Below are 18,783 nucleotides of genomic sequence, written 5' to 3'. Positions count from 1 at the left end.
GGGTGGAAAGGGGGTGTCAGCTGTGGATGCGCGAGGACGGGCGCGCGGCGGTTGGGGCGGGCCCGAGGGAGAGTCGGTCTGGTGGAGACGGAGCGGCACGCGGGGCGCTGCGGGTGAGGGCCGCGTGCACCCGCGCCGCCGGCGGCCCGCTCGGGGAAGGCGCGGAGGACGGTGCCAGGGAGGCCGGCCGACCGTGCGCGGTCTCCCAGCGTGTGCGGACGTCGGCGAGCGGGCCGAGCGAGTGCAGGGCGTGGTTGATCAGCCGCCCCGGGGCCAGGGTCTCGTCCTCGGCCAGGGCGCGGACGGCGCGAGCGGAGGCGGCGGCGGTCCGCGTGATCGAGGAGCGCATCACCTGTTTGCCGAGCCACTCGGCGTCTCCGGCGCCCACGCCGTCGCAGATGACGGCGAACCGGTCCCTCGGCAGCGTGCCGTCGGCCAGCAGGCCGCGCCGCTGGGCCTCCCACAGCAGGGTGATCCGGTCGATGGGCTCGCCCCGGTGATGCAGCGCACCGAGGCACCGGTAGAGCTGCCCGTGGACCGGGTCGGCGAAGTCCCCCGGCCGCAGCCAGTCGACCACCTCGCCCATGGCCCCCGGCCGCTCGACGAGGACGGCCAGAAGGAACGCCTCGTCCTCGGCTCCCTGATCGGCCTGCGTCGGCGGAACGACGGACGGGATGGTGGCCGGCGGTGTCGCGGGTGCGACTGGTCGCGGCTCGGTGCCCCACCGCCGCGCGAGATCGGTGAGCACCCCTGTCAGGACGTCCGCGTAGTGCAGCGTCCCCTCGACCTCGCCTCGCAGCGCGCCCGTGCGAGCCTCCTGGTGAAGCCGGATCGCGTGCTGGGTGACAGTGCGGTGGATCGCGCCCTCCAGCACCATCCGGCCGTACACCGGGGCGTGCGCCGGACGCGGACACGCCGAGACCAGGGTGTGGGCGTACGACGCGGTCAGCCCCCGGACGTGGCGGCCGGCCTCGTTGACCGCGTCGGTCACCCACGACAGCGGCACCGGCCCCTCGCCCGCCGCCGCGGGATGGCCGTCGCTCCGGAGCTGACGCAGCGCGCCGAACAGCGCCTGGTGGACCGGCCGGTAGAAGTGATCCGGCGCGAGCCACTCCAGCTGCGCGAGCTGGCCCGGGTCGAGCAGCACCGCGCCGAGGACCGCCTGCTCGGCGTCCAGCAGAGGGTTCAACGCCAGCCTCCCGCGCTGGGAACGGACGCGTACGGCTCACCCGGCTGGGCCCGCAGATCGGCGACCGCCCGGTCGGCGGCGGACAACGCCTCGGCGAAGCCGTCCAGCACGGTGGTGAACGCGGGATCGGACAGCGGAACCGCCCCGGCCTCGCCGACCAGCCACCACCGGCCGTCGCGCAGGACGGCCGGCGACTGCCCGAGCCGCGCGGAGGGCGGCGTGGGCGCGCTCATGCCGACAGCCCGAAGTCGTCGTGGCCGACGCTCTTCGCCAGGGCCCGCTCGGTGATCGCCTTCGTGGCGTGGGCCGAGGCAGGCCCGACGACCTTGGCGGAGGGCTCCTTGTACCAGGGCCGGATGTTGAGCATGGCGATCCGCAGACCGGTGGCCAGCAGCAGCACCTTGCCCTTGGGCAGGGCGCGGATCGCGTCTGGGGGCAGGATCCGCTCGGTGCGCATGCTCACCGAGGTGGACTTGCCGCCCTCGCTCGTCGAGACCGAGACGGTCTGGACGTCGTGGTCACCGACCTGTCGGCTGAGGCGGTCGGCGAAGTCGGCGTCGTCGATGCCCGATCCGACGATCTTGACGGTGGCGGCGGACCAGAGGGCGTCCATCCCGGCCTCGCCCCAGCACCGCTGACCCTGCCGGTAGCTCTGCAGGATCGTCATCGGGATGACGCCCCGGCTGCCCAGGTGCGAGTAGAGGTCCGGGAGGTCAGAGATCCGGCAGACGTTGGCGGCCTCGTCGAGGACGCACAGGGCGGGCGGGTCGAGCCGTCCGCCGGAGCGCTCGGCGACGATCACAGCCGCGCGCATCACCGCGTCGGCCGCCGCCGCGATGATCGCCGACGCACTGCCACCACCGTCCTTGCTCAGCAGATACAGCGTGTCGCGGGAGGTGGCGAAGGTGAGGGGCTTGAACTCGGGGAGGTCCTCGCTCGGGGTGACCCAGGCGGCGACCTCCGGGTCGAGCAGGCAACTCGCGTACTGCCTCGCCGTCTCGTAGATGCCGTCGCGGGTCTCGGTCGCACCGGAGACGGTCCCCTGGAGCTGGGCGGCGACCGCATCGTGGCCGGCGTCGGTGAGCAGGTCGACCGGAGTCCGGTCAGCCGGGGAGGCGAGCCAGGCCAGCACGTCGGTGATCGGCCGCCGGTGACTGGCGGCGGCCAGGAACAGGGAGCCGAGCGTATTGGACGCGGCGGTGGACCAGAAATCGGAACCGCTCGACTCGTCCACGCTCGCCGCGACGAAGTGCCCGGCCAGCCGCTTCGCCCCGGCCAGGTCGCGGGCGTCGGCCAGGATGTCCCACCACATCTCGCGCGGATGGTGGGCGATCTGCTGCGGGTCCAGGGTCCAGACGGTGCCGACCTCGGCTCGGGCGTCCACCGTGGCGGTGAACGCGTCATTCGCGGCCTTGTTGCTGGTGAGCAGGACCGGGCCGGGAGCCGCGAGGATCGCGGGGATCGCCAGGCCGGAGGTCTTCCCGCTGCGCGGGGCCATGATCGCGACGATCACGTCCTCCCAGGAAGCGCGGACATCGGCCCGACCCGGGTCGAGGGTGCCGAGCAGGATGCCGCGGTCGGCGGGGGCGACCTCTTTACGCTCCCGGCCGTCGAGGGACGGCCGCAGGCTCTTGGCCTTGGCGGTGATCTTCTTGTCCAGCAGCGGCGCCAGGTCGCTCTTGCGGGCGAGACCGGTCTTGGCCCCGGCGCGCCGGCGCAGCCACAGCACCAGGCCCGTGGTGAGCAGGGTCAGGGTGAGCAGGCCGGGGACGATGCGGACGCCAACCAGCAGCGCGGTGGTACTCAGGGCCGGCCACAGCACCTCGGGATGCAGCAGGGCGGCGGTGGCACGGAACGGGACCCACGGGCCGCTTCCGACGAGGGAGTTGGTGAGGTTACCGGTCAGCCAGGCGAGGGAGCCGAAGGCCATGGCGGCGCCGAGGAAGCCGAACAGGAGATAGAAGAGCGCGTCGGAGCCGGTGGTGGTCGACGGCGCGCTGGTGCGCGGGGAGGGCACGGGCGGATCCTTGGGGTGCGAGCGGGCGGGGGCGGGGCGCGCTCGGCTCTCGTGCAGCTCATGGGCCTACTCCTTCGGGATCGAACGGAATCGTTTCAGCGGGAACGCGGGGCGGGACGTCCTGCGGACGGAACTGGCGAGGGGGTGGGAGGGGCGTTGGTGCCGGTGCCGGCCTTGGCCGCGATGGGTGAGGTCTGGCGGGCAGCGGCCTGACGCCGGGCGTTGGTGTCGGAGGTCTCGCCGACGTAGCCGACGGCCAGGGATGGGTCGATCGCGACCCGGTACCCCAGGTCGGCCAGCTGGCCCGCAGCAGCGGAGGCGGCTAGTTGCCGGTCCGGGCCGGCGACGTGCGACTCGAGGCTGAAAGAGGCGGGATCGCCCGGGTCGGCTGGGGCGGTGAACCCACAGGAGCTCAGGATCCGCTGGGCTGATTCGGGCAGGCCGGTCCGGCAGTCGACCCAGACCAGGCCGTCGGCCCAGGGGTAGATCTCGACGTCGGTGCCGTAGGTATTGGCCAGGTTGCCCATCGGGGATCCTTCCGTGGAACGGGGCGAGGCAGGAGAAGCCGTGGGAGAGGACGTCGGCGACGAGGACGTGCTCGCGGAACGCTGGCGGTCCGCCTCCTTCGGGCCTTGGATGCCGGGAGACGAGGGGTCCGCGCCAGCGCTGAGGACGTCGTCGAGCAGCTCGCGCGTCCGGACATTGATCATGTTGTGGTGCCGGGGGTCGGTGCGTTCGGCCGGGCAGGCGGCGATTCCGTCCTCGGCGGCCTCCAGTTGCTCCCGGACGTCTTCGAGCAGGCCGTGGGCGGCGGCCAGCCTTGTCCAGGTCTCCATGGCGGGGTTGTGGTGCGGGTCGTCGAACGTGAGGCGGACGCGGACCCAGTCGGCTGCAGCGGCGACGAGTCCTGTCAGCTGAGGCAGAGCACCGACGAGCGCGCCGTTGACCTCCTCGATGATCCCGGCCACCTCGTCGGGAGCGGCGTCCTCGGTGAGCCGGGCGATCATCCCCGGGACGGAGTACGGATCGTCGGCTGCCGACGGGAGGCGACGGACCTGGAGGGGCGGATCGTCGATGGGCCTCCTGCCGCGGTGAGCGAGCCGGATGTTGTGCTGCATCGCGGCGCCGATGGCCTCGCCGATGCTGGAGTAATACTCGGGCACGGATCCTCCTGGTTGGTGGTGCTGACGGGTCAGGACGGGTGGGAGCACGTGCTCCCACCCGAGGAAGCGAGACCGGTCTGGTGGCCGAGGGCAGCGGCGGCGGGGTCACGGCGCGACCGACAGGGTCAGGCCGTCGGCGAGGACCGCGAGCCGTTCGCGGGCGGGGCGGGACTGCCGGCGGTGACGACCCCCGATCACCGCCGAGGACCGGAGGCGTGCGGCGGACGGGCAGACGGGCGGGATTCCACGACATCGATGCCGAAGGCCGAGGTGACGACCTCGGCCTTGGCCGCCGCAGGCGAGACGGCCAGCGCCGCGCTCCGGGAGGCGAACGGGTTCGAGGAGCACGTCGGCGCTTCGGCCTCGGACCGGGAAGGGGCGCCGACACGACGCAGCTCGTCCTCCGAGTCGACGAGCTCCGACTGCGCCGAGACGACGAAATCCGCCGCGAAGCCGAACCGGTCGGCCAGCCTGTACGCCTCGTCGTCGAGGTCGTTGATGTGCTCGCCGGTGGCCTCCAGCGCTTCCCGGACGCGCTCCAGGGCTCCGTGCTCGGGGTGGAGGAGCTGGTCGACCGCCCGCCGGAGGCCCTCTCCGTTCGCGGCCGACCTGATCTCGTCGGTGATCTGGAGGAGCGCGGCGCCGGCGGCGTAGGACTCAAGAGGATTCGCCGGGGTACTCATCCGGGCCGCGTCCAGGGAGGGCGCGAGAGCGACGTCGTAGCGGGCGGCGCGGAGCATCTCGGCGGCGTGGCTGGCGATGGCGACCCGGTCGGCGACCGGTGTGGTGGTGGGAAGCCGGTGGCGCCGGCCGTGCCAGTCCTGGATCTGCTGGAAGCCAGCGTGCTTGAGGATCATGGCGGAGAGGTCGTCGTTGGCTCCCTTGGCCACGACGCTGCCGCTGAACTCGGAGGAGATGGTGATCGGAGGAACGGGCACAGAGGTCTCCTGGGCGCGGGAAGTTGGAGGGGAGGCGGTGGCCATGTGCCCCAGCTCGGCCGCGATCCGGCGGCATTCGGTCTGGAGGCGGAAGGCGTCGCGGTAGCCGTGGTGCAGGCCGCCGTCCTCGCGGGCGAGGGTGGCCACGACGTGCACTTGCCGGGGCTGGTTGCGCAGGGCGATCCACCGGCAGGCGTCCGGATCACCGTTCGGGGCGATCCCGGTGGCCGACACCAGCCGTCGGGCGACGCCGGCCCACTGCGCATCGGTGAGGTCCGGCAGACGGGGATCGGACCGAACCGAGCAGACCCACGTCGGCCGGGCGGGAGCACGGGCCCCGAGACGCTCGACGGGAGCGTCGATCGCCTGCGCCAGGTAGGACAGCGAGCCCGGCTCGGCGAGCAGCTCGATCGGCGCCCCGTGACCATCGCCCGCGATCAGCCGGGGGCTGACGTGGTTACCGCGTTCACCCGGCCCGTACAGATACGAGAGCAGGCCGGCGGTGTCGCTGGCGCGCTGAAGGTGGGCGATCACGGCGGCGACCTCGGAAGGGAATGACGGAGCGACGGCCCGGGAGGTCGGACCGACAGGGAGAGGATCCGCAGGATTCGAGATTTGGCCCCGCCGGAGATGGCTGGTAGAGGCCGAGGCTCGCCGGCCCTGACCTGTGGGGAGAGCAGAAGCCGGTGCCCCGCCGCAGCGGGGCACCGGGCGGCTAGAAGTAGGGGTTCTCGTTGGGCCGGTCGGCGTCGGTGGCGGCCAGGATCTGGTGGCGGCAGCGCGCACCCCAGGGGACGCGGAGGCATCCGGTACTGCTGGGACCAGGCTTCGGACTCGGCCTGTTCCTCGGCTCGCTTGGCCTTCAACCAGGCTGCCTTGTCCTGCTCGTTGACCTCCCTGGAGGCGCGCCAGCAGTCGGTGCATTCCTGAGTGGCGAGCCACTCGGCGAAGCCCGCGCGACGGTCGGCCGGTCGGTCGGACAGGTCGCGGTCGGTGTGGTGGCCGCAGGAGTGGTTGATCGGCCAGATGTTCTTCAACCTGCGGCCTGGTTCTCCTGCCCGAACACGGTCCGGACGGCGAGAACGGCTGCCGTTGCGACCTCGGCCGCTCGGCGCTGGGGCAGAAGCGGACATATGTCACCGGTAGCGCTACTGAGTGCCACCGAAATTCCGACAATGTGTCCGCTCCGGCCGCCTAGTGTCCTGGCCATGGACTCTGAACAGCTCAAGCTCTCTTCGCGCAAATGGATGATCGCGGCCTTCGCCGCGCTCGCCGAAGGCCCGTCGTCTCATGACCTGGCGGTCCACCACGCCGGGATCGCTGCCGAGCATCTCCTCAAGTCATACCTGGCCAGCCTCCACCCGGCTCTCGTAGTGGAGGGCAAGGATTTCAACTCCTTGCTGCACGCGACGGGTCACGGGTCACATGCTTCGGTTCCCGCGGAGCAGGTCAAGACCATCGGCTTGGCCGAAGCCCATGCCCGAGCACAGAAGATCTTGCGGAAGAAGATGCCGGTCGATCAGCGGGCGCTTGGACCGCTAGCCAATGCTCGTAACGGCGTCGCGCACAGTGGCATGTACGACCGGTCAGAGGTCAATGCCGTCTTCACCACGTGTCTCCGGCTGATCGACCCCTTGCTCGTCGAGCTCAAGATCAACACTTCCTACTGGGGCCGTTACGAGTCCCTGCACGATCGGCTTCTCGAAGAGAACGTGGAAGCTGTCCGTGTCCGGCTGGAGAGCAAACTTGCTCGGGCCAAAGATGTCTTCTCGGAACGGTACGGCCACTTGCCCCAGAAGGAACGCGAGCTCGTCCTCAGCACGATTGCGCGCGTCTACCCTCCCGGCTACATCGAACACGACGAGCCCGCCACCTGCCCGGCATGCGACTCGCAGGGCTGGCTTAGTGGTGACACTCACGTGGACGAGGATGAGTGGGCGGTCATGTTCACCCCGTTCGTCTTCACCTGCCCGGCCTGCGACCTGCGTGTCGAACACGAGGAACTTGAAGAGTTGGAAGGGCTCGCGGAGGAGGTCAAGCTGGATGAGTCACCAAACGACTTCTACGCGGACTGGGAGCCAGCTGAAGTCCGTGGATCTTCATGGGATGGAGGACCATTCCACAACTTCTGATAGCCGGACTTACCAACAACTGCCATGGGGGGAGCTTCCTTACGGGGGTGGGTCAGCGGTCGCGGGAGAAGGCGATGCGCGGGTCGACCGGCCGCGCCGCCGCGACGGAGGTGGCGGGAGCGGCCACCGGTCGCTTGCCCGGCAGGCCGGCGAGGGCCGGGCTGGTGGCGAGCGCGGCGGCGCTGAGCGGCGAGCGACGGACGCCGGCGTTCTGGGCGCGGTCGCGGGACGGGGCCTGCCCGGTCGCGGGATGGTGGCGGGTCGCTACGTCCTGCGCGAGGTGAGGGTGTACGGCGACCTGGACACCGGAACGGTGCAGGGCCAGCGTGGCGTCGGCGACCTTCCCCAGGGCCTCGTTGCGGCCGGTGGTGGCGGGCAGCGTGTAGATGTCCAGGCGGGGGTCGTGTCGCCAGCCCTGGTCGAGCAGGGCGAGTCCGGTGATTCCGGAGGCTCGGTCGTCGATGGCCGCGATGATGCCGAGCCGTGGATGCTCGGCGAACGCGACATCGGGCTCGCCGAGCGGGGTTCGGCCCGGGACGGGTCGAGGCCCGGGTGTGAGGGAGGGGTTGAACACGGCGTCCGTGTCGACTCGGAAGTCGGCGTTGCGCAGCAGCTCGACGGCCCGGGTGGCGCGGCCCTGCCCGTCACGTTGCTGGTCGGTCAGGGCGTACAAGGTCGGCTCGCCCGGGATGGGGCGGAAGTCGAGCCGCTCCAGCATCCAGGTGCTGGCGGCGAGGTTCTTGGGGTTCGCGGCGACGATGCCGTGGTCGGGGTGGCGGCCGATGGCGACGTCGGGAAGCAGTTCTTCGGCGGAGTTGGGCAACACGGCTGATCCATCCGGTGCGGGCTCGATGACGGGGGAGGTCGAGGGTCGGAAAGGGTCTGCTGGTGCGAGGCATACGGCGAACTCCGAGGTGGGAAGAGGTCAGCGACCAGGTGCGGTGGAGGGATGCGCGGGCGGCGACGCGGCACGTTGGGGGGCTTCCGCAGCCAGGCGGGTGCGGACCGTGCGCGATCCGGCCGACGGGGAGGGTGTGAGAGCAGCGCTCACCCGAGGTGGAACGGAGGTCGGCAGCGCGGTTGGGGCTACCGGGCTGTGGACCGGGTCGGGCTGGGTGGTGAGGACGTCGCCGAGCCGTGCCTGGTGCGGCTGGGCAGGGGGAGTGCCGGGCCTGAGCAGGGCCGAATCGCACGTGACGTTGAAGCCATCGGCCTGTAGTGCGGTGAAGGCCCGGGTCACCATCTGCCGCTGTTCGGCCAGGTCGGTCATGGCCGTGGGCAGCCGGTGATAGCGCTCCTCGTCGAACGAGATCGCGGAGATGAAGCGCCCGACCGGCGGAGTACCTCGTCGGCGGCGCGCTCCTGGGAGGAGCGGTGCTGCCCGGGACGGGGTGGCACGCCGAGCTGGTCCAGGCGCGCGTCGATGGCGGCGAGCAGGCTTGAGACGTTGCCGCCGTGCCGGGCATCCGGACCGTCGGGCTCGGAGTCGTAGATCACCTCGTACATCGCGGGCCCGGCCTCCCGGTGGCGGATCGCCGTCCAGCTCTCGGGGAACTCGGGGTTCTCGGAAGGCGGTTCCTGCGGTGGCGAGATGATCACTGAGCTGCCGTCGGGGAGGGTGACGTCGACGATGTAGTCGCTGAGGCCGTACTCGACGGTGAGCTCCAGGCCCCGCTGGCGGAGGGGACCGGTGAGGTAGCCGTACCCGTGATCTCGTTTCGGGCCCTCGGAGACAGCAGGCGAGGAGGAGCTGGTCCACGCGGTGATCTGTGGTCCCTCCTGCTGGATGGTGATCAGGGGATTGTCCTGGTGCATGGGTCTTCTCCGTGGTGAGGGGCTCCCCAGCGGCCGGCGGCGCACCGCTGTGGGTACGGGCCGGACCGCGTCGGGCGGGCGGTGGTCCACGAGGATCTGGTGATCGGGCGGTTTGGCACGGCCGGGACCGGGTGCTACGAGCGTCAGCGGGAGCGGCCCGGGACCGGTGCGTTGGGTGCAGGCGGCGCCGGGGGAGAAGCGGGCAGGGCTCCGCGAAGACCGGAGGCGGAGCGGGCGAGAGCCACGCGCGCCCGCTCGGTGTGCGCGGACTGCTGGGTGTCCGGCCGCCCGGCCAGAAAGTCGGCGGCCCGGACGAGGGCCGGGCCGCGGATGGCCAGCTCGTCGGCGTAGTGCCAGCCGTCGGCGTTCCGATCCTCCTTCGCCTTGCCCTCGTAGAGCTTTCGCGAGCCGGGCATGGAGGCGTCCATGAGCACCAGGATCTGGTCCCACTCGCGCTGGAGCTGCCCCGCGTGTTCCAGGGTGCGGTCGATGCCGCGCAGCGAGCGGAGGTCTTCGCTGATGGGCCCTTCGACGTAGTCGGCGCCTTGGGCGGTCGCGCGGACGCCGGCTAGGACCTCGGGGCCGTGGTCGAGGAAGACCTCGACGTGCCGCCATGCCTCGGCGTCGCGCTTCACCTTGCCGTCCTCGTACCCGTGCTCGTCGACGGGCCAGCCGTCGGTGTCGCAGAAGGAGTCCGAGACCGCGTCCCAGGCGTCGGACGCCTGCCGGATCCCGGCGACGGCGGAGGCCAGCGCTGGGATGTGCCTTCGCCACGCCAGGTCCTCGGTGGCTCCGGCTGGTTCTCGGCCGGGGCCGGAGAACTGGCGGAAACGGATGTGGTCGTTCCTCCGGACATGGTCTAGGCCGCCATCCGGGCGTCGGTGTCGAACAGTTCGCGTTCGGCCGGGTGGAGGATGTGCTGCGTGATGAAGGACCGGCCCGCGACCTTCCACAGGCCCCGGCCCTTGGTCAGGGCGGACACCGCCTGGGTCTCGATGCCGGTCAGGCCGAGCAGGGACGCGGCGGCGTCGAGCTGGTCGGGCTCCTGCCGGTAGATGATGCGCGTGGAGCAGTCGGCCAGGAGGCCCTCGGCCAGGACCCGGCCCCGCGAGCCGGCATCGCCCGCCGAGAGCAAGTCGCTGAGCCGGTGGATGACCATCAGGTTCGCGATGCCGAGGCCACGGGAGAGCTTCCACTGGGACTGCATCCGCTCCAGCAGGCCGACGTGTCGCATCACCCGCCACGCCTCGTCGTAGATCACCCAGCGTCGGCCGCCGGCGGGGTCGGCGAGGGCGGACTCCATCCACGCGCTCGCGCACGTCATGGCGAGGACCAGCGCAGTGTCGTCACCGGCACCGCCGAGGCGGGAGAGATCGATGGACAGCATCGGCGCGGTCGGGTCGAACGCGACCGTCGAAGGAGCGTCGAACATGCCGTTCAAGTCGCCGTGGACGAGACGGCGCAGGGCGTGCGCGACGTCCTGGGCGGCCGTCCCCAGGTGCCCGGAGGAGTTACCGAGGGCCTGGTCGAGGAGCTGGGGGGAGCCGAGGACGTAGGCGATCTCGCCGAGCAGCGGCACCGTGCCCCGGGCGGCAGCGTCGGCGACGACCAGGTCGAGGGCGAGGTCCAGGGCGGTGTGCTCCATCGGCTGCAGGTCGCGCTTGAGGACGGTGCGCGCCAGGCCGGCCAGGAGCAGCAGGCGCCGCTTTCGGACCTCGGTCGCCCAGTCGTCCTCGCTGACGGAGGCGGGCCGGGCCGGTGCGTCCAGCGGGTTCAGCCGTCCCGGGAGGCCGGGGCCGAGCGCGATGCTGTAGCCGCCGAGGGCCTGCGCGACGCCGGTCCATTCGCCCTTCGGGTCGCAGGGGATGTAGATCCGGTAGCCGTGGGCGATGGACCGGGTGGCGATGGACTTCGCGAGCGCGGACTTGCCCATGCCGATGATTCCGGCGAGGACGGCGTTGGGGTTGGTGAAGCCCTCGATCCGGCCGCTGCTGTACAGCGAGAACGGGTCGAAGCAGAAAGCGGCCTCGGCGTGGACGTCGCGGCCGATGAAGACGCCCTCCGCCCCCAGGCCGCCCTCGGCGACGAACGGATAGGCGCCGCTGGCGGTGGCGGTGGTCATCCGGTGGGCGGGCAGGCTGAGCTTGCCGCTGCGGGCCGAGGCCGGTCCGGGCCGCCCGGCCGGCGGGTAGGTCGGCCGCAGTTCCGGATCGGCGGTCTCCTGGGCACGGTGCCTCGGGGGCGCTTCGGCGCGGCGGGCCTGCCGGTGGGCGTCGGCGAAACCAGCTCGGGCCGCCCTCCGCTGGGTGCGCGATGCCTTGTGGGGCACGAACAGGTGGGAGGCGCTGGCGCGGGTACGAGGCATGAGCGTTTCTCCAAGAAGGGGTGGGTCAGTGACGGATGAGGCCGGTGAACGGGGCGTGCAGGTCGGCCGGGGTCGTACGGCGGCGGACCAGGTGCGCGGTGCGCTGATGGCGCTGGCAGATGGTCAGCTCCGGCGCGCCTTCGGGCAGGCCCGCCCGGCACGCCTCGCTCTCGGGCACCTCTCCGGAGTCCGGACGGGGAGCTGCGTGGTAGGCGGCGTGGAGGTGGTCGGCCACCTGCCAGACCCGAGTGCGTGCGGCACGCAGGTGGTCACCCTCCGCCGGCAGGAGCTGTCCGACCCGTACGGCGTGCGCGTCGAGCAGCCCGTACAGCGAGACGAGATGGGAGTGCAGGGCGTCCAGCTCGGCCCGGGAGGTGACGAGCGGGCCGCCGGGGACGTTGAGCGCGCGGTGGAAGTCGAGCGCGGCGGTGGCGAAGGGCACGAAGTCCTGCGCGGTCGGGCTGGGAGTGCGGGACACGGAAGTGCTCTTTCGACAGGGGGCGTCGGGGGTTACGCGGCGAGGGCGAGCGGCAGGGCGGCGGCGGTGAACGCCTCGGCCTGCTGCCAGGTCAGCGGCCGGAGGTCGAGCTGGGCGCCGACGGCGGCGGTCTCCACAACCGCGGACGCGGTGCGCAGCTCCTCCTCGGAGTCGGCCGAGACGGTCAGCAGTCCGGTCAGGGCGACATCCGCGTGGCCAGCGATGAGCTGACGCTCGCGCGCCTTGATGTCCTGGTACTCGATCGAGTCCGCCTCGGAGTCGACCTGCCCGCGCCGGGCCCGCTCGGCGGCATCGGCGATAACCGACGCCTTCTTGCGCTGGACGTCTCGCAGGGCGGCGTCCAGCCCCTTCGGCTCGTAGGAGAGCGACAGCGTGCGCCGGACCCCACCGGTGAACAGGAGCTGGTGCAGGAAACCGGCGCTGGTTTCGGTCCGGGGCCAGTTCTCCACCCAGTACGTGGCGTGGACGGCGGAGTCGGTCGCGATGTGGTCCGCCTTCTCCACGACCACCACCGGACCGGCAGCGGCAGCGTCGGCCTCGGGACGTCCGGTGGCCGACCACCGGTCCAGCGCCGCGAGCGCCTTGGGGTCGTACGCTGTACGGACGACGGCCGCGATCTCGCGGGCGGTGAGCCAGCCGGTCGGGTTGAGCCCGGCGGTCCGCGCGGCCTGGTCGAAGGTCGAGGTCAGCTGCGCCAGGACGCTGAAGGCCCCGGTCAGTCCGCCGCCGGCCTGGTTGATCAGCCGGCGTGCTGCCTTGGTGTCCAGCGACAGCGCGACGTATGCCTCGTGCGGGGCGGCGGCCGGGCCCGCGCTGTGGATCAGCTCGTTGTAGATCGCGCCGGCCACCGGTGTGTCGGGGCGGCCGTGCTCCTCCCAGTAGCGGCGGAGGCTGTCGCCGGAGTCCGGGACGGTGCGCTCGATCACCTGGACGCGGGCGATCTGCCCGGTCCGGGCGAGCGCGGCCAGAGCTCGTCCCCAGCCGCTGACGTTGGCGTGCTGGGTGCTCGGGTCGAGCAGGGCGTAGGCGCGGGAGGAGACCTTGACCACGGCGGTCAGCGTGCCGTTGTGCGGGTCGTAGATCGCGCCGTACCGGCCGTCGGGAGCGGTGGTCACGCGCAGGCTGGCCGCGGTGCCGGGCAGGTGGAGCAGTCCCTCGCGGGTCGGACGGTGCGAGGGGCGGGTGAGCCAGAGGAGCTGGCCGCGCATCCGGCGCAGGGCGTAGCGGACGACGATCGGCGTCCAGTCGGCCAGGGCACGGCCCCGGTGGCGGACGAAGACGAACAGGGCGATGGCGGCCCACAGGGGGATGAGCGCGAGAGCGCCGACCACGCCGCGGGCGAGGATCACGGCGAGAAGGAGAAGGCCGGTGAGGCCGGCGACGAGGAGCTGCGGGGCGGTCAGGCCGAGCAGGACGCCGCGCCTGCTGCGGTGGGGGAATTTCACGGTGGCCGAGGGGACTTCGGCCTGGTGCTTGCCGGACATGGGGGTTCCAGACGGTGGGAGCGATCGAGGGACGGGGCGTGCGGCGCTCTTCTGGAGGACATGACGGAACTCCTTTGACGGTCGGGCTGGGAGGGGGCGGGCTGCGAAGGACAGCCCGCCCCGGGTGGTGACGGGTCAGGAACCCGAGGGCGGCTGAGTGGGGTACACCCAGGTCGTCGGCGTCGGGGAACCGACGGCCGGCGGGGTCGAGGCCGGCGGGGGTGTGGCCGGCGGCGCGGCCCGGGCGGCGAACCACGGGGATCCGGCGGCGGCGGACGGCACGGAGACCATGCTGCCGCCTGGAGCCGACGCGCCGGTGAGAACACCGGAAGGGGCCGCCGGGGCCGGGATCTCGTCGGCGGAAGGGGCTGCTTCGCTTCCGCCGGGACGGGTGATGAGCGGCGGGATGCCGGGGCGCTGGATCAGGGCGCGGCCCTTGTCGCCGGGGGCATGCGGGTCCTCGCCGTACCGGAAGCGGGTCTGCGGCTTGGGCGGGCCGGTGTCGATGCCTTCCTTGCTGAGGTTGCCGCCGGCGGGGTTGATGCCGGAGGCGACGCCGTCGGCACCCGCGCCGGGAACCTGGCTCGGCCCCTCGGGAGCGGGGGTTCCGGTGCCGACCCGCATCGCCAGGCTGGCGGCGGTCTTCGCTGCCCCGGCGGCGATGGCCATGCCCGCGACGCCGGTCCGGTGCAGGTCGTCGTGGCCGCCGCCGTCGCTCGCCCAGTGGACGAACTTGTACGTGGCGTAGGGGCACAGGAGGACCAGGACCATGACGACGATGCCGGCCATCGCGTCGGACAGGGCCGACAGCCCGTCGCTGGTCTCGGTCTTGCCCATGGCGGAGACGCCGATCAGGAAGACGATGGTCATCAGGAGTTTCGAGACGACCAGGGTGGCGGTGGCCTCGATCCAGCCGCGCCGCCAGCGCTTGGCGACCTCCCAGCCGCCGCCGGCGCCGGCGAACACGGCGAGGGAGACCATGATCAGGACGCCGACCTTGCGGGCGACCATGACGCCCCAGTACAGGAACGAGCCGATCGCGCAGCCCAGGGCGACGAGGGCGGGAACGCCCCAGCCCAGGCCGTACATCGCCCCCAGTTGGTTGATCTTCACGATGCGGCGGATGGCATCGTCGACCGATGTGTTGGCGGCTTGGAACAGGCCGTCGGACAGGGCGTCGACCACGGTGATGGCGACGGTGGTGAAGGCGATGGCGCAGAAGCTGAACAGGACGCCGGTCATGGTGCCGATCGCGGCCTGGGCCAGGGCCCGCTCGTCGCGCCGCCAGGCTGCGAGCATGAGCTGGATGCAGAACGTGCCGACGGTCAGGGCGAGCCCGATGGGTAGCAGCAGCTGGTAGTTGTCCCGGAACCATCCGGCGTTGAGGTCGATGGCGGTGGTCTGGTTGACGGCCTTGGTGGCGAGGTCCGCCGCGCTGGCCGCCAGTTCTCCTGCCGACTTCGCGATCCACGCGCCGATGCCGTCGGTGACGGCCCCGGCTGGGTTGGTGGCGAAGTCGATGGCGGTGCACACCTTGTCCATCATGGGAATCCCGCAGACGTCCATGGTGGTACCTCCTTTCGTGAGCGGGGGTCAGGGCGCGACGGACGGCATGACGCCGGCCAGGGCGCAGGGCTTGTTGGGGCGGCACTGGACCGCGAGGGTGGTGGAGCGGCTCTCCGCACCGCCCGGCGAGCCCTTCCAGGCGATCGTCTGCTTGCCCGAGACCGTGACGGCGTAGATGTACGCCGTGGTGATCGCGCCCGGGTCCTCCTGAAGGGCCCGGGTGAAGGCGTTCGGGAAGTGCCCCTCGTTCACCGTGGCGGTGGCGAACTGGCCGTTGGCGGCCATCTCCTTCCACAGCACCGGCGAGGGGATCCCCCGGTCGACCGAGGCCGCGTCGGCGTACTTGGCCTCCGGGGTCAGCCACGCGTGCAGAGCGCGTCGCAGTTCGGCCTGCGGGTACGCCCGGGTGTCGTACGACCACAACGCCGTTGCGGCTGCCTTCCCGAAGGCGACCGGGTCGCTGGTCTTCGGCGGAACCGGCAGAGAGCGGGGACGGGGCGTCGCTGTGGGAGGCCCGGACGGCGAGACGACCGAGGAGGAAGACGTCGGCGAACTCGGACGCGCCGCCGCGGTCTTGGCTGGGGGCCTGCCGTCGCGGGTGAGGTAGGCGGCCAGGCTGGCGAGGGCGACGAGCAGCGCCAGGACGACGGTGCCGAGCAACGCCCGGCGGCGCACGCGAGATGCGCCGCCGGGGTTGGAGGAGTGGGAAGGCATCAGCGGACCTGCGTCCCCAGCGTGCTGAAGAACGCCACCACTCCATTTGCCGCGCCGAGCAGAAGGGCCGCGCCGGCGCTCACCAGGACGCCCTTCTTGCCGTTGGCCTCGGCCTGGTGGCCGCCGGAGTGGTGGCCCCAGGCCCACACGCCCGCGCTGACGGCGAGGGCGTCGACCACGGCGACGAGCCCGAAGAGGTTGATGGAGCCCATCACCTGCTTGAGGACGTTCAGGCCCGGCAGCCCGCCCTCGTTCGGCTTGATCCCGGGGTCGTAGGCGAGCTGTATGACCTGGTCGGCGAGATACATAAGGGAACTCCAGTTCGAATGAAGGCGCGCCGAAGCCCGTGGGGGTGGAGCGGCGGTGCGGGAAAGGGGGGAGGGGAGAGGCGCCGGTCAGACGACTCGGCGGACCGCGAGAATCCCGGGTTTCCAGGCGGCGACGGTCGTGATGCGGACGACGTCGCCGGTGCGCGGGGCGTGCACGATCAGGCCCTGGCCGATGGCCATGCCGACGTGCTCGGGTACGGCGGCCGTGCCCTCGGTGAAGATGAGGTCACCCGGTCGAAGGGCGTCGGCCGAGACCGGTTTGCCCTCCTTGACCTGCGTGTACGTCGTCCGTGTCAGGGTGACCCCGGCGGCCTTGTACGCCTGCTGCATTAGGGAGGAGCAGTCGCACCGGGCCATCGCCGTGTCGCCATGGGAATCGGTGCAGGTCCCGCCCCACTGGTACGGAGTGCCGAGCTGGCCGAGCGCCCACCGGATCGCCGTCTGGACTTCTCGCGGAGCGGTGGCGGGGATGCTGTACTCCTTGGGCAGCGCGCCGGCCGGAATGGTGCCGAAGTCGGTCCCGTCCCCTTCGGCGCTACAGCCGCCCGCAGTGCCGGGCGAAGGACCGCCGGCACCGTCTGGCACCGGATCCGGTGACACGCCACCGCCACCGGCCTTCGCCAGCAGGGGCTCGATGGCCTTCTGCAAGGCCGTGGCCAGCGGCTCCCACTTGGCGTACGCCTCCGGGAAGCCCGACCGCTGCACCGCCTGGGCGGCCTGGGTGATCGACAGGGACTCCCAGCCCGAGACCTTCTTGAGCCCCTCGTAGAACTTGGTGCTGGCGTGCACCGGGTCGAGGATCTGGTTCGCCGTACCCCAGCCCATCGAAGGCCGCTGCTGGAACAGGCCCAGCGAGTCACGGTCGCCCCAGGTCAGGTTCCGCAGCCCGCTCTCCTGCAGGGCGGTCGCCAGGGCCACGATCTGCCCCCGGGCCGGGATGTTCATCGAGACGCCGGTGGCCTGGATCGTCTTGGCGAAAGGGATCTGCTCGGCCGGATTGTCCAGACCGGGCACGGAGACCGACGCCCTGCCGCCGCCTTCCAGGATGGCCTTCACCTGGCCGGCGACCGCCGCGGTGTCCACGGACTGCGCGCCGCCGGTCGGGCAGGAGGCCGAAGCGGTCCCGGCGCCGAAGGCGAGGACCGGCACGACCAGCAGCATCGAGCCGGCAGTGAACAGTCCGACGACGCCCTTGGTGGTCTTCTTCATCGCCGCCGCCGTTCACCGGGGCGGCGGGGCCGGCCGGGTGACGGCGTCGGGTCGGGGCGCGGAGGTATCAGGACATGCTGCATCGCAGCGGCTCCTCGATGTTCGTAGGAGGCGCGGTGCCGGCTTCTCGTGCAAAGCCGCCGGCACCGCGCCGGTGTGCATCCGCCGCTCGGGCGGGCCCGGGGTCAGGGGAGTTGGCGGCTCCCGGACGCCGGTCTCAGGTCACGCGCGGCAGCCAGCCGCGCTCGTAATCTCAGGCAGAACACCAGGGGCTCCTGACGGCAGGGGACACGAGGGGAACACGCTTATCCGTGCGCTGCGGAACGGATAAGCACAGGTCAGCGGGGGTGGAGCGAGGCTTCTTCCCGGTGACACGGCGAGACAGTAGACCGCGATTCCGGCCGCACCAAACGACCCCCGGCCCCGGCCCCGAGCCACCGCCGCTTCGTTAGGTCCGGCCGGAATCCACGGCTAACCTCCGGCACAACCCCGCCAGGAACGAGCGCTGTTGAGCGCTGTCCGGCACGGGTCCACGGCCCTCCACACCCCGAAGAAAGGCCCTCCCATGAGCTACACGCTGCACCGAGGCGACGCCCTGACCGTCCTGAAGTCCCTCCCCGACGAGAGCGTCAACGCCGTGATCACCGACCCCCCGTACAACTCCGGCGGACGTACGAGCTCTGAGCGCACCGGACGCACCGCCCGTGCCAAGTACGTCACCAGCAACTCGGCGCACGGTCTCGCCGACTTCCCCGGCGAGAACCGCGACCAGCGCTCCTACCGCTCCTGGCTGACCGAACTGCTCACCGAGGCGTACCGGGCCTCCACCGAGCACGCGGTGGCCATGGTCTTCTCCGACTGGCGCCAGGAACCGACCACGACCGACGCCCTGCAGATGGCCGGCTGGACCTGGAGCGGCACCCTCCCGTGGATCAAGCCCGCGAGCCGGCCCCGCAAGGGCGGGCCGAAGCAGGACTCCGAGTTCATCGTCTGGGGCGTCAAGGGATCCCTCGACAACACCCGCGACCTCTACCTGCCCGGCCACTACATCGCCTCCCAGCCACGCAAGGGCCGGGTCCACATCACCCAGAAGCCCGTCGGGATCATGCGGCAGCTCGTCCAGGTCTGCCCCGAAGGCGGCACCGTCCTCGACCTCTTCACTGGCAGCGGCTCCACGGGCGTCGCCGCCCTCCGCGAAGGCCGGAAGTTCGTCGGCGTCGAACTCTCCCCGCACTACGCCGACATCGCCGAACGGCGCCTGCGCGCCGAGCTGGAACAGGACGACTTCACCCTGGCGGGACCGGAGGACTGATCATGAGAACGGAAACCCCGGGGCTGGCGGGCCGCAGACGCCGAAGGGCGG

Annotated in this window: 17 protein-coding genes; 2 read left to right on the top strand and 15 right to left on the bottom strand. The window is 71.7% G+C overall.

The features are described from left to right. Positions 1–16: 16 nt before the first annotated feature. The 5 genes from ACIP8Z_RS10045 to ACIP8Z_RS10025 all read right to left on the bottom strand — a co-directional run bounded on the left by ACIP8Z_RS10045 (position 17) and on the right by ACIP8Z_RS10025 (position 5,841). Positions 17–1,189 carry a DnaB-like helicase N-terminal domain-containing protein gene (locus ACIP8Z_RS10045; protein WP_402081144.1) on the bottom strand — a complete coding sequence of 391 codons (1,173 nt, stop codon included), beginning with the start codon at positions 1,187–1,189 and terminating at the stop codon, positions 17–19. Further along, the gene (locus ACIP8Z_RS10040; RefSeq protein WP_402081141.1) at positions 1,186–1,422 is read right to left on the bottom strand and encodes a hypothetical protein; all 237 of its coding nucleotides are present in this window, start codon (positions 1,420–1,422) and stop codon (positions 1,186–1,188) included. The genes ACIP8Z_RS10045 and ACIP8Z_RS10040 overlap by 4 nt, the downstream gene beginning before the upstream one ends. Further along, positions 1,419–3,206, bottom strand: a complete 1,788-nt coding sequence (locus tag ACIP8Z_RS10035; protein ID WP_402081138.1) for a type IV secretory system conjugative DNA transfer family protein — start codon at positions 3,204–3,206, stop codon at positions 1,419–1,421. The genes ACIP8Z_RS10040 and ACIP8Z_RS10035 overlap by 4 nt, the downstream gene beginning before the upstream one ends. Before the next feature lie 95 nt (positions 3,207–3,301). Continuing rightward, positions 3,302–4,369 carry a hypothetical protein gene (locus ACIP8Z_RS10030; RefSeq protein WP_402081136.1) on the bottom strand — a complete coding sequence of 356 codons (1,068 nt, stop codon included), beginning with the start codon at positions 4,367–4,369 and terminating at the stop codon, positions 3,302–3,304. A gap of 194 nt (positions 4,370–4,563) precedes the next feature. After that, the gene (locus ACIP8Z_RS10025; protein WP_402081133.1) at positions 4,564–5,841 is read right to left on the bottom strand and encodes a hypothetical protein; all 1,278 of its coding nucleotides are present in this window, start codon (positions 5,839–5,841) and stop codon (positions 4,564–4,566) included. A gap of 674 nt (positions 5,842–6,515) precedes the next feature. Here ACIP8Z_RS10025 and ACIP8Z_RS10020 point away from each other — a divergent pair. Continuing rightward, positions 6,516–7,439 carry a hypothetical protein gene (locus ACIP8Z_RS10020; RefSeq protein ID WP_402081130.1) on the top strand — a complete coding sequence of 308 codons (924 nt, stop codon included), beginning with the start codon at positions 6,516–6,518 and terminating at the stop codon, positions 7,437–7,439. A gap of 52 nt (positions 7,440–7,491) precedes the next feature. Here ACIP8Z_RS10020 and ACIP8Z_RS10015 read toward each other — a convergent pair whose 3' ends face one another. From ACIP8Z_RS10015 to ACIP8Z_RS09970, 10 genes are all read right to left on the bottom strand, one after another. Beyond that, positions 7,492–8,265: a hypothetical protein gene (locus tag ACIP8Z_RS10015; protein ID WP_402081128.1), complete on the bottom strand. Its 774-nt coding sequence runs from the start codon at positions 8,263–8,265 to the stop codon at positions 7,492–7,494. 440 nt (positions 8,266–8,705) lie between these two features. Continuing rightward, positions 8,706–9,254 (bottom strand): hypothetical protein, encoded by a 549-nt coding sequence (locus ACIP8Z_RS10010; RefSeq protein ID WP_402081126.1) that lies wholly within the window; start codon positions 9,252–9,254, stop codon positions 8,706–8,708. Positions 9,255–9,397: 143 nt separating this feature from the next. Next, positions 9,398–10,033, bottom strand: coding sequence for a hypothetical protein (locus ACIP8Z_RS10005; protein WP_402082330.1), 636 nt, complete (start codon positions 10,031–10,033; stop codon positions 9,398–9,400). Positions 10,034–10,113: 80 nt separating this feature from the next. Beyond that, a complete protein-coding gene (locus ACIP8Z_RS10000) occupies positions 10,114–11,619 on the bottom strand; it encodes an ATP-binding protein (protein WP_402081124.1) in 1,506 nt (501 codons plus the stop codon). 25 nt (positions 11,620–11,644) lie between these two features. Then, positions 11,645–12,097: a DUF6238 family protein gene (locus ACIP8Z_RS09995; protein WP_402081122.1), complete on the bottom strand. Its 453-nt coding sequence runs from the start codon at positions 12,095–12,097 to the stop codon at positions 11,645–11,647. 32 nt (positions 12,098–12,129) lie between these two features. Continuing rightward, entirely contained in the window at positions 12,130–13,602 is a 1,473-nt protein-coding gene (locus tag ACIP8Z_RS09990) for an SCO6880 family protein (protein ID WP_402081120.1), read from the bottom strand. 135 nt (positions 13,603–13,737) lie between these two features. Further along, positions 13,738–15,168: an ATP-binding protein gene (locus tag ACIP8Z_RS09985; RefSeq protein ID WP_402081118.1), complete on the bottom strand. Its 1,431-nt coding sequence runs from the start codon at positions 15,166–15,168 to the stop codon at positions 13,738–13,740. A gap of 27 nt (positions 15,169–15,195) precedes the next feature. Beyond that, the gene (locus ACIP8Z_RS09980) at positions 15,196–15,882 is read right to left on the bottom strand and encodes a hypothetical protein (protein ID WP_402081115.1); all 687 of its coding nucleotides are present in this window, start codon (positions 15,880–15,882) and stop codon (positions 15,196–15,198) included. Then, positions 15,882–16,190, bottom strand: a complete 309-nt coding sequence (locus tag ACIP8Z_RS09975) for a DUF6112 family protein (protein WP_402081112.1) — start codon at positions 16,188–16,190, stop codon at positions 15,882–15,884. The genes ACIP8Z_RS09980 and ACIP8Z_RS09975 overlap by 1 nt, the downstream gene beginning before the upstream one ends. Positions 16,191–16,277: 87 nt before the next feature. Beyond that, positions 16,278–17,420, bottom strand: coding sequence for a C40 family peptidase (locus ACIP8Z_RS09970; protein WP_402081110.1), 1,143 nt, complete (start codon positions 17,418–17,420; stop codon positions 16,278–16,280). Positions 17,421–17,985: 565 nt separating this feature from the next. Here ACIP8Z_RS09970 and ACIP8Z_RS09965 point away from each other — a divergent pair. Next, entirely contained in the window at positions 17,986–18,732 is a 747-nt protein-coding gene (locus ACIP8Z_RS09965; RefSeq protein ID WP_402081109.1) for a DNA-methyltransferase, read from the top strand. The last annotated feature ends 51 nt before the right edge of the window (positions 18,733–18,783 follow it).

It is taken from the genome of Streptomyces sp. NPDC088553 (assembly GCF_044752965.1).
GTDB lineage: Bacteria > Actinomycetota > Actinomycetes > Streptomycetales > Streptomycetaceae > Streptomyces.
This window is presented reverse-complemented; position numbering and strand designations above follow the sequence as displayed.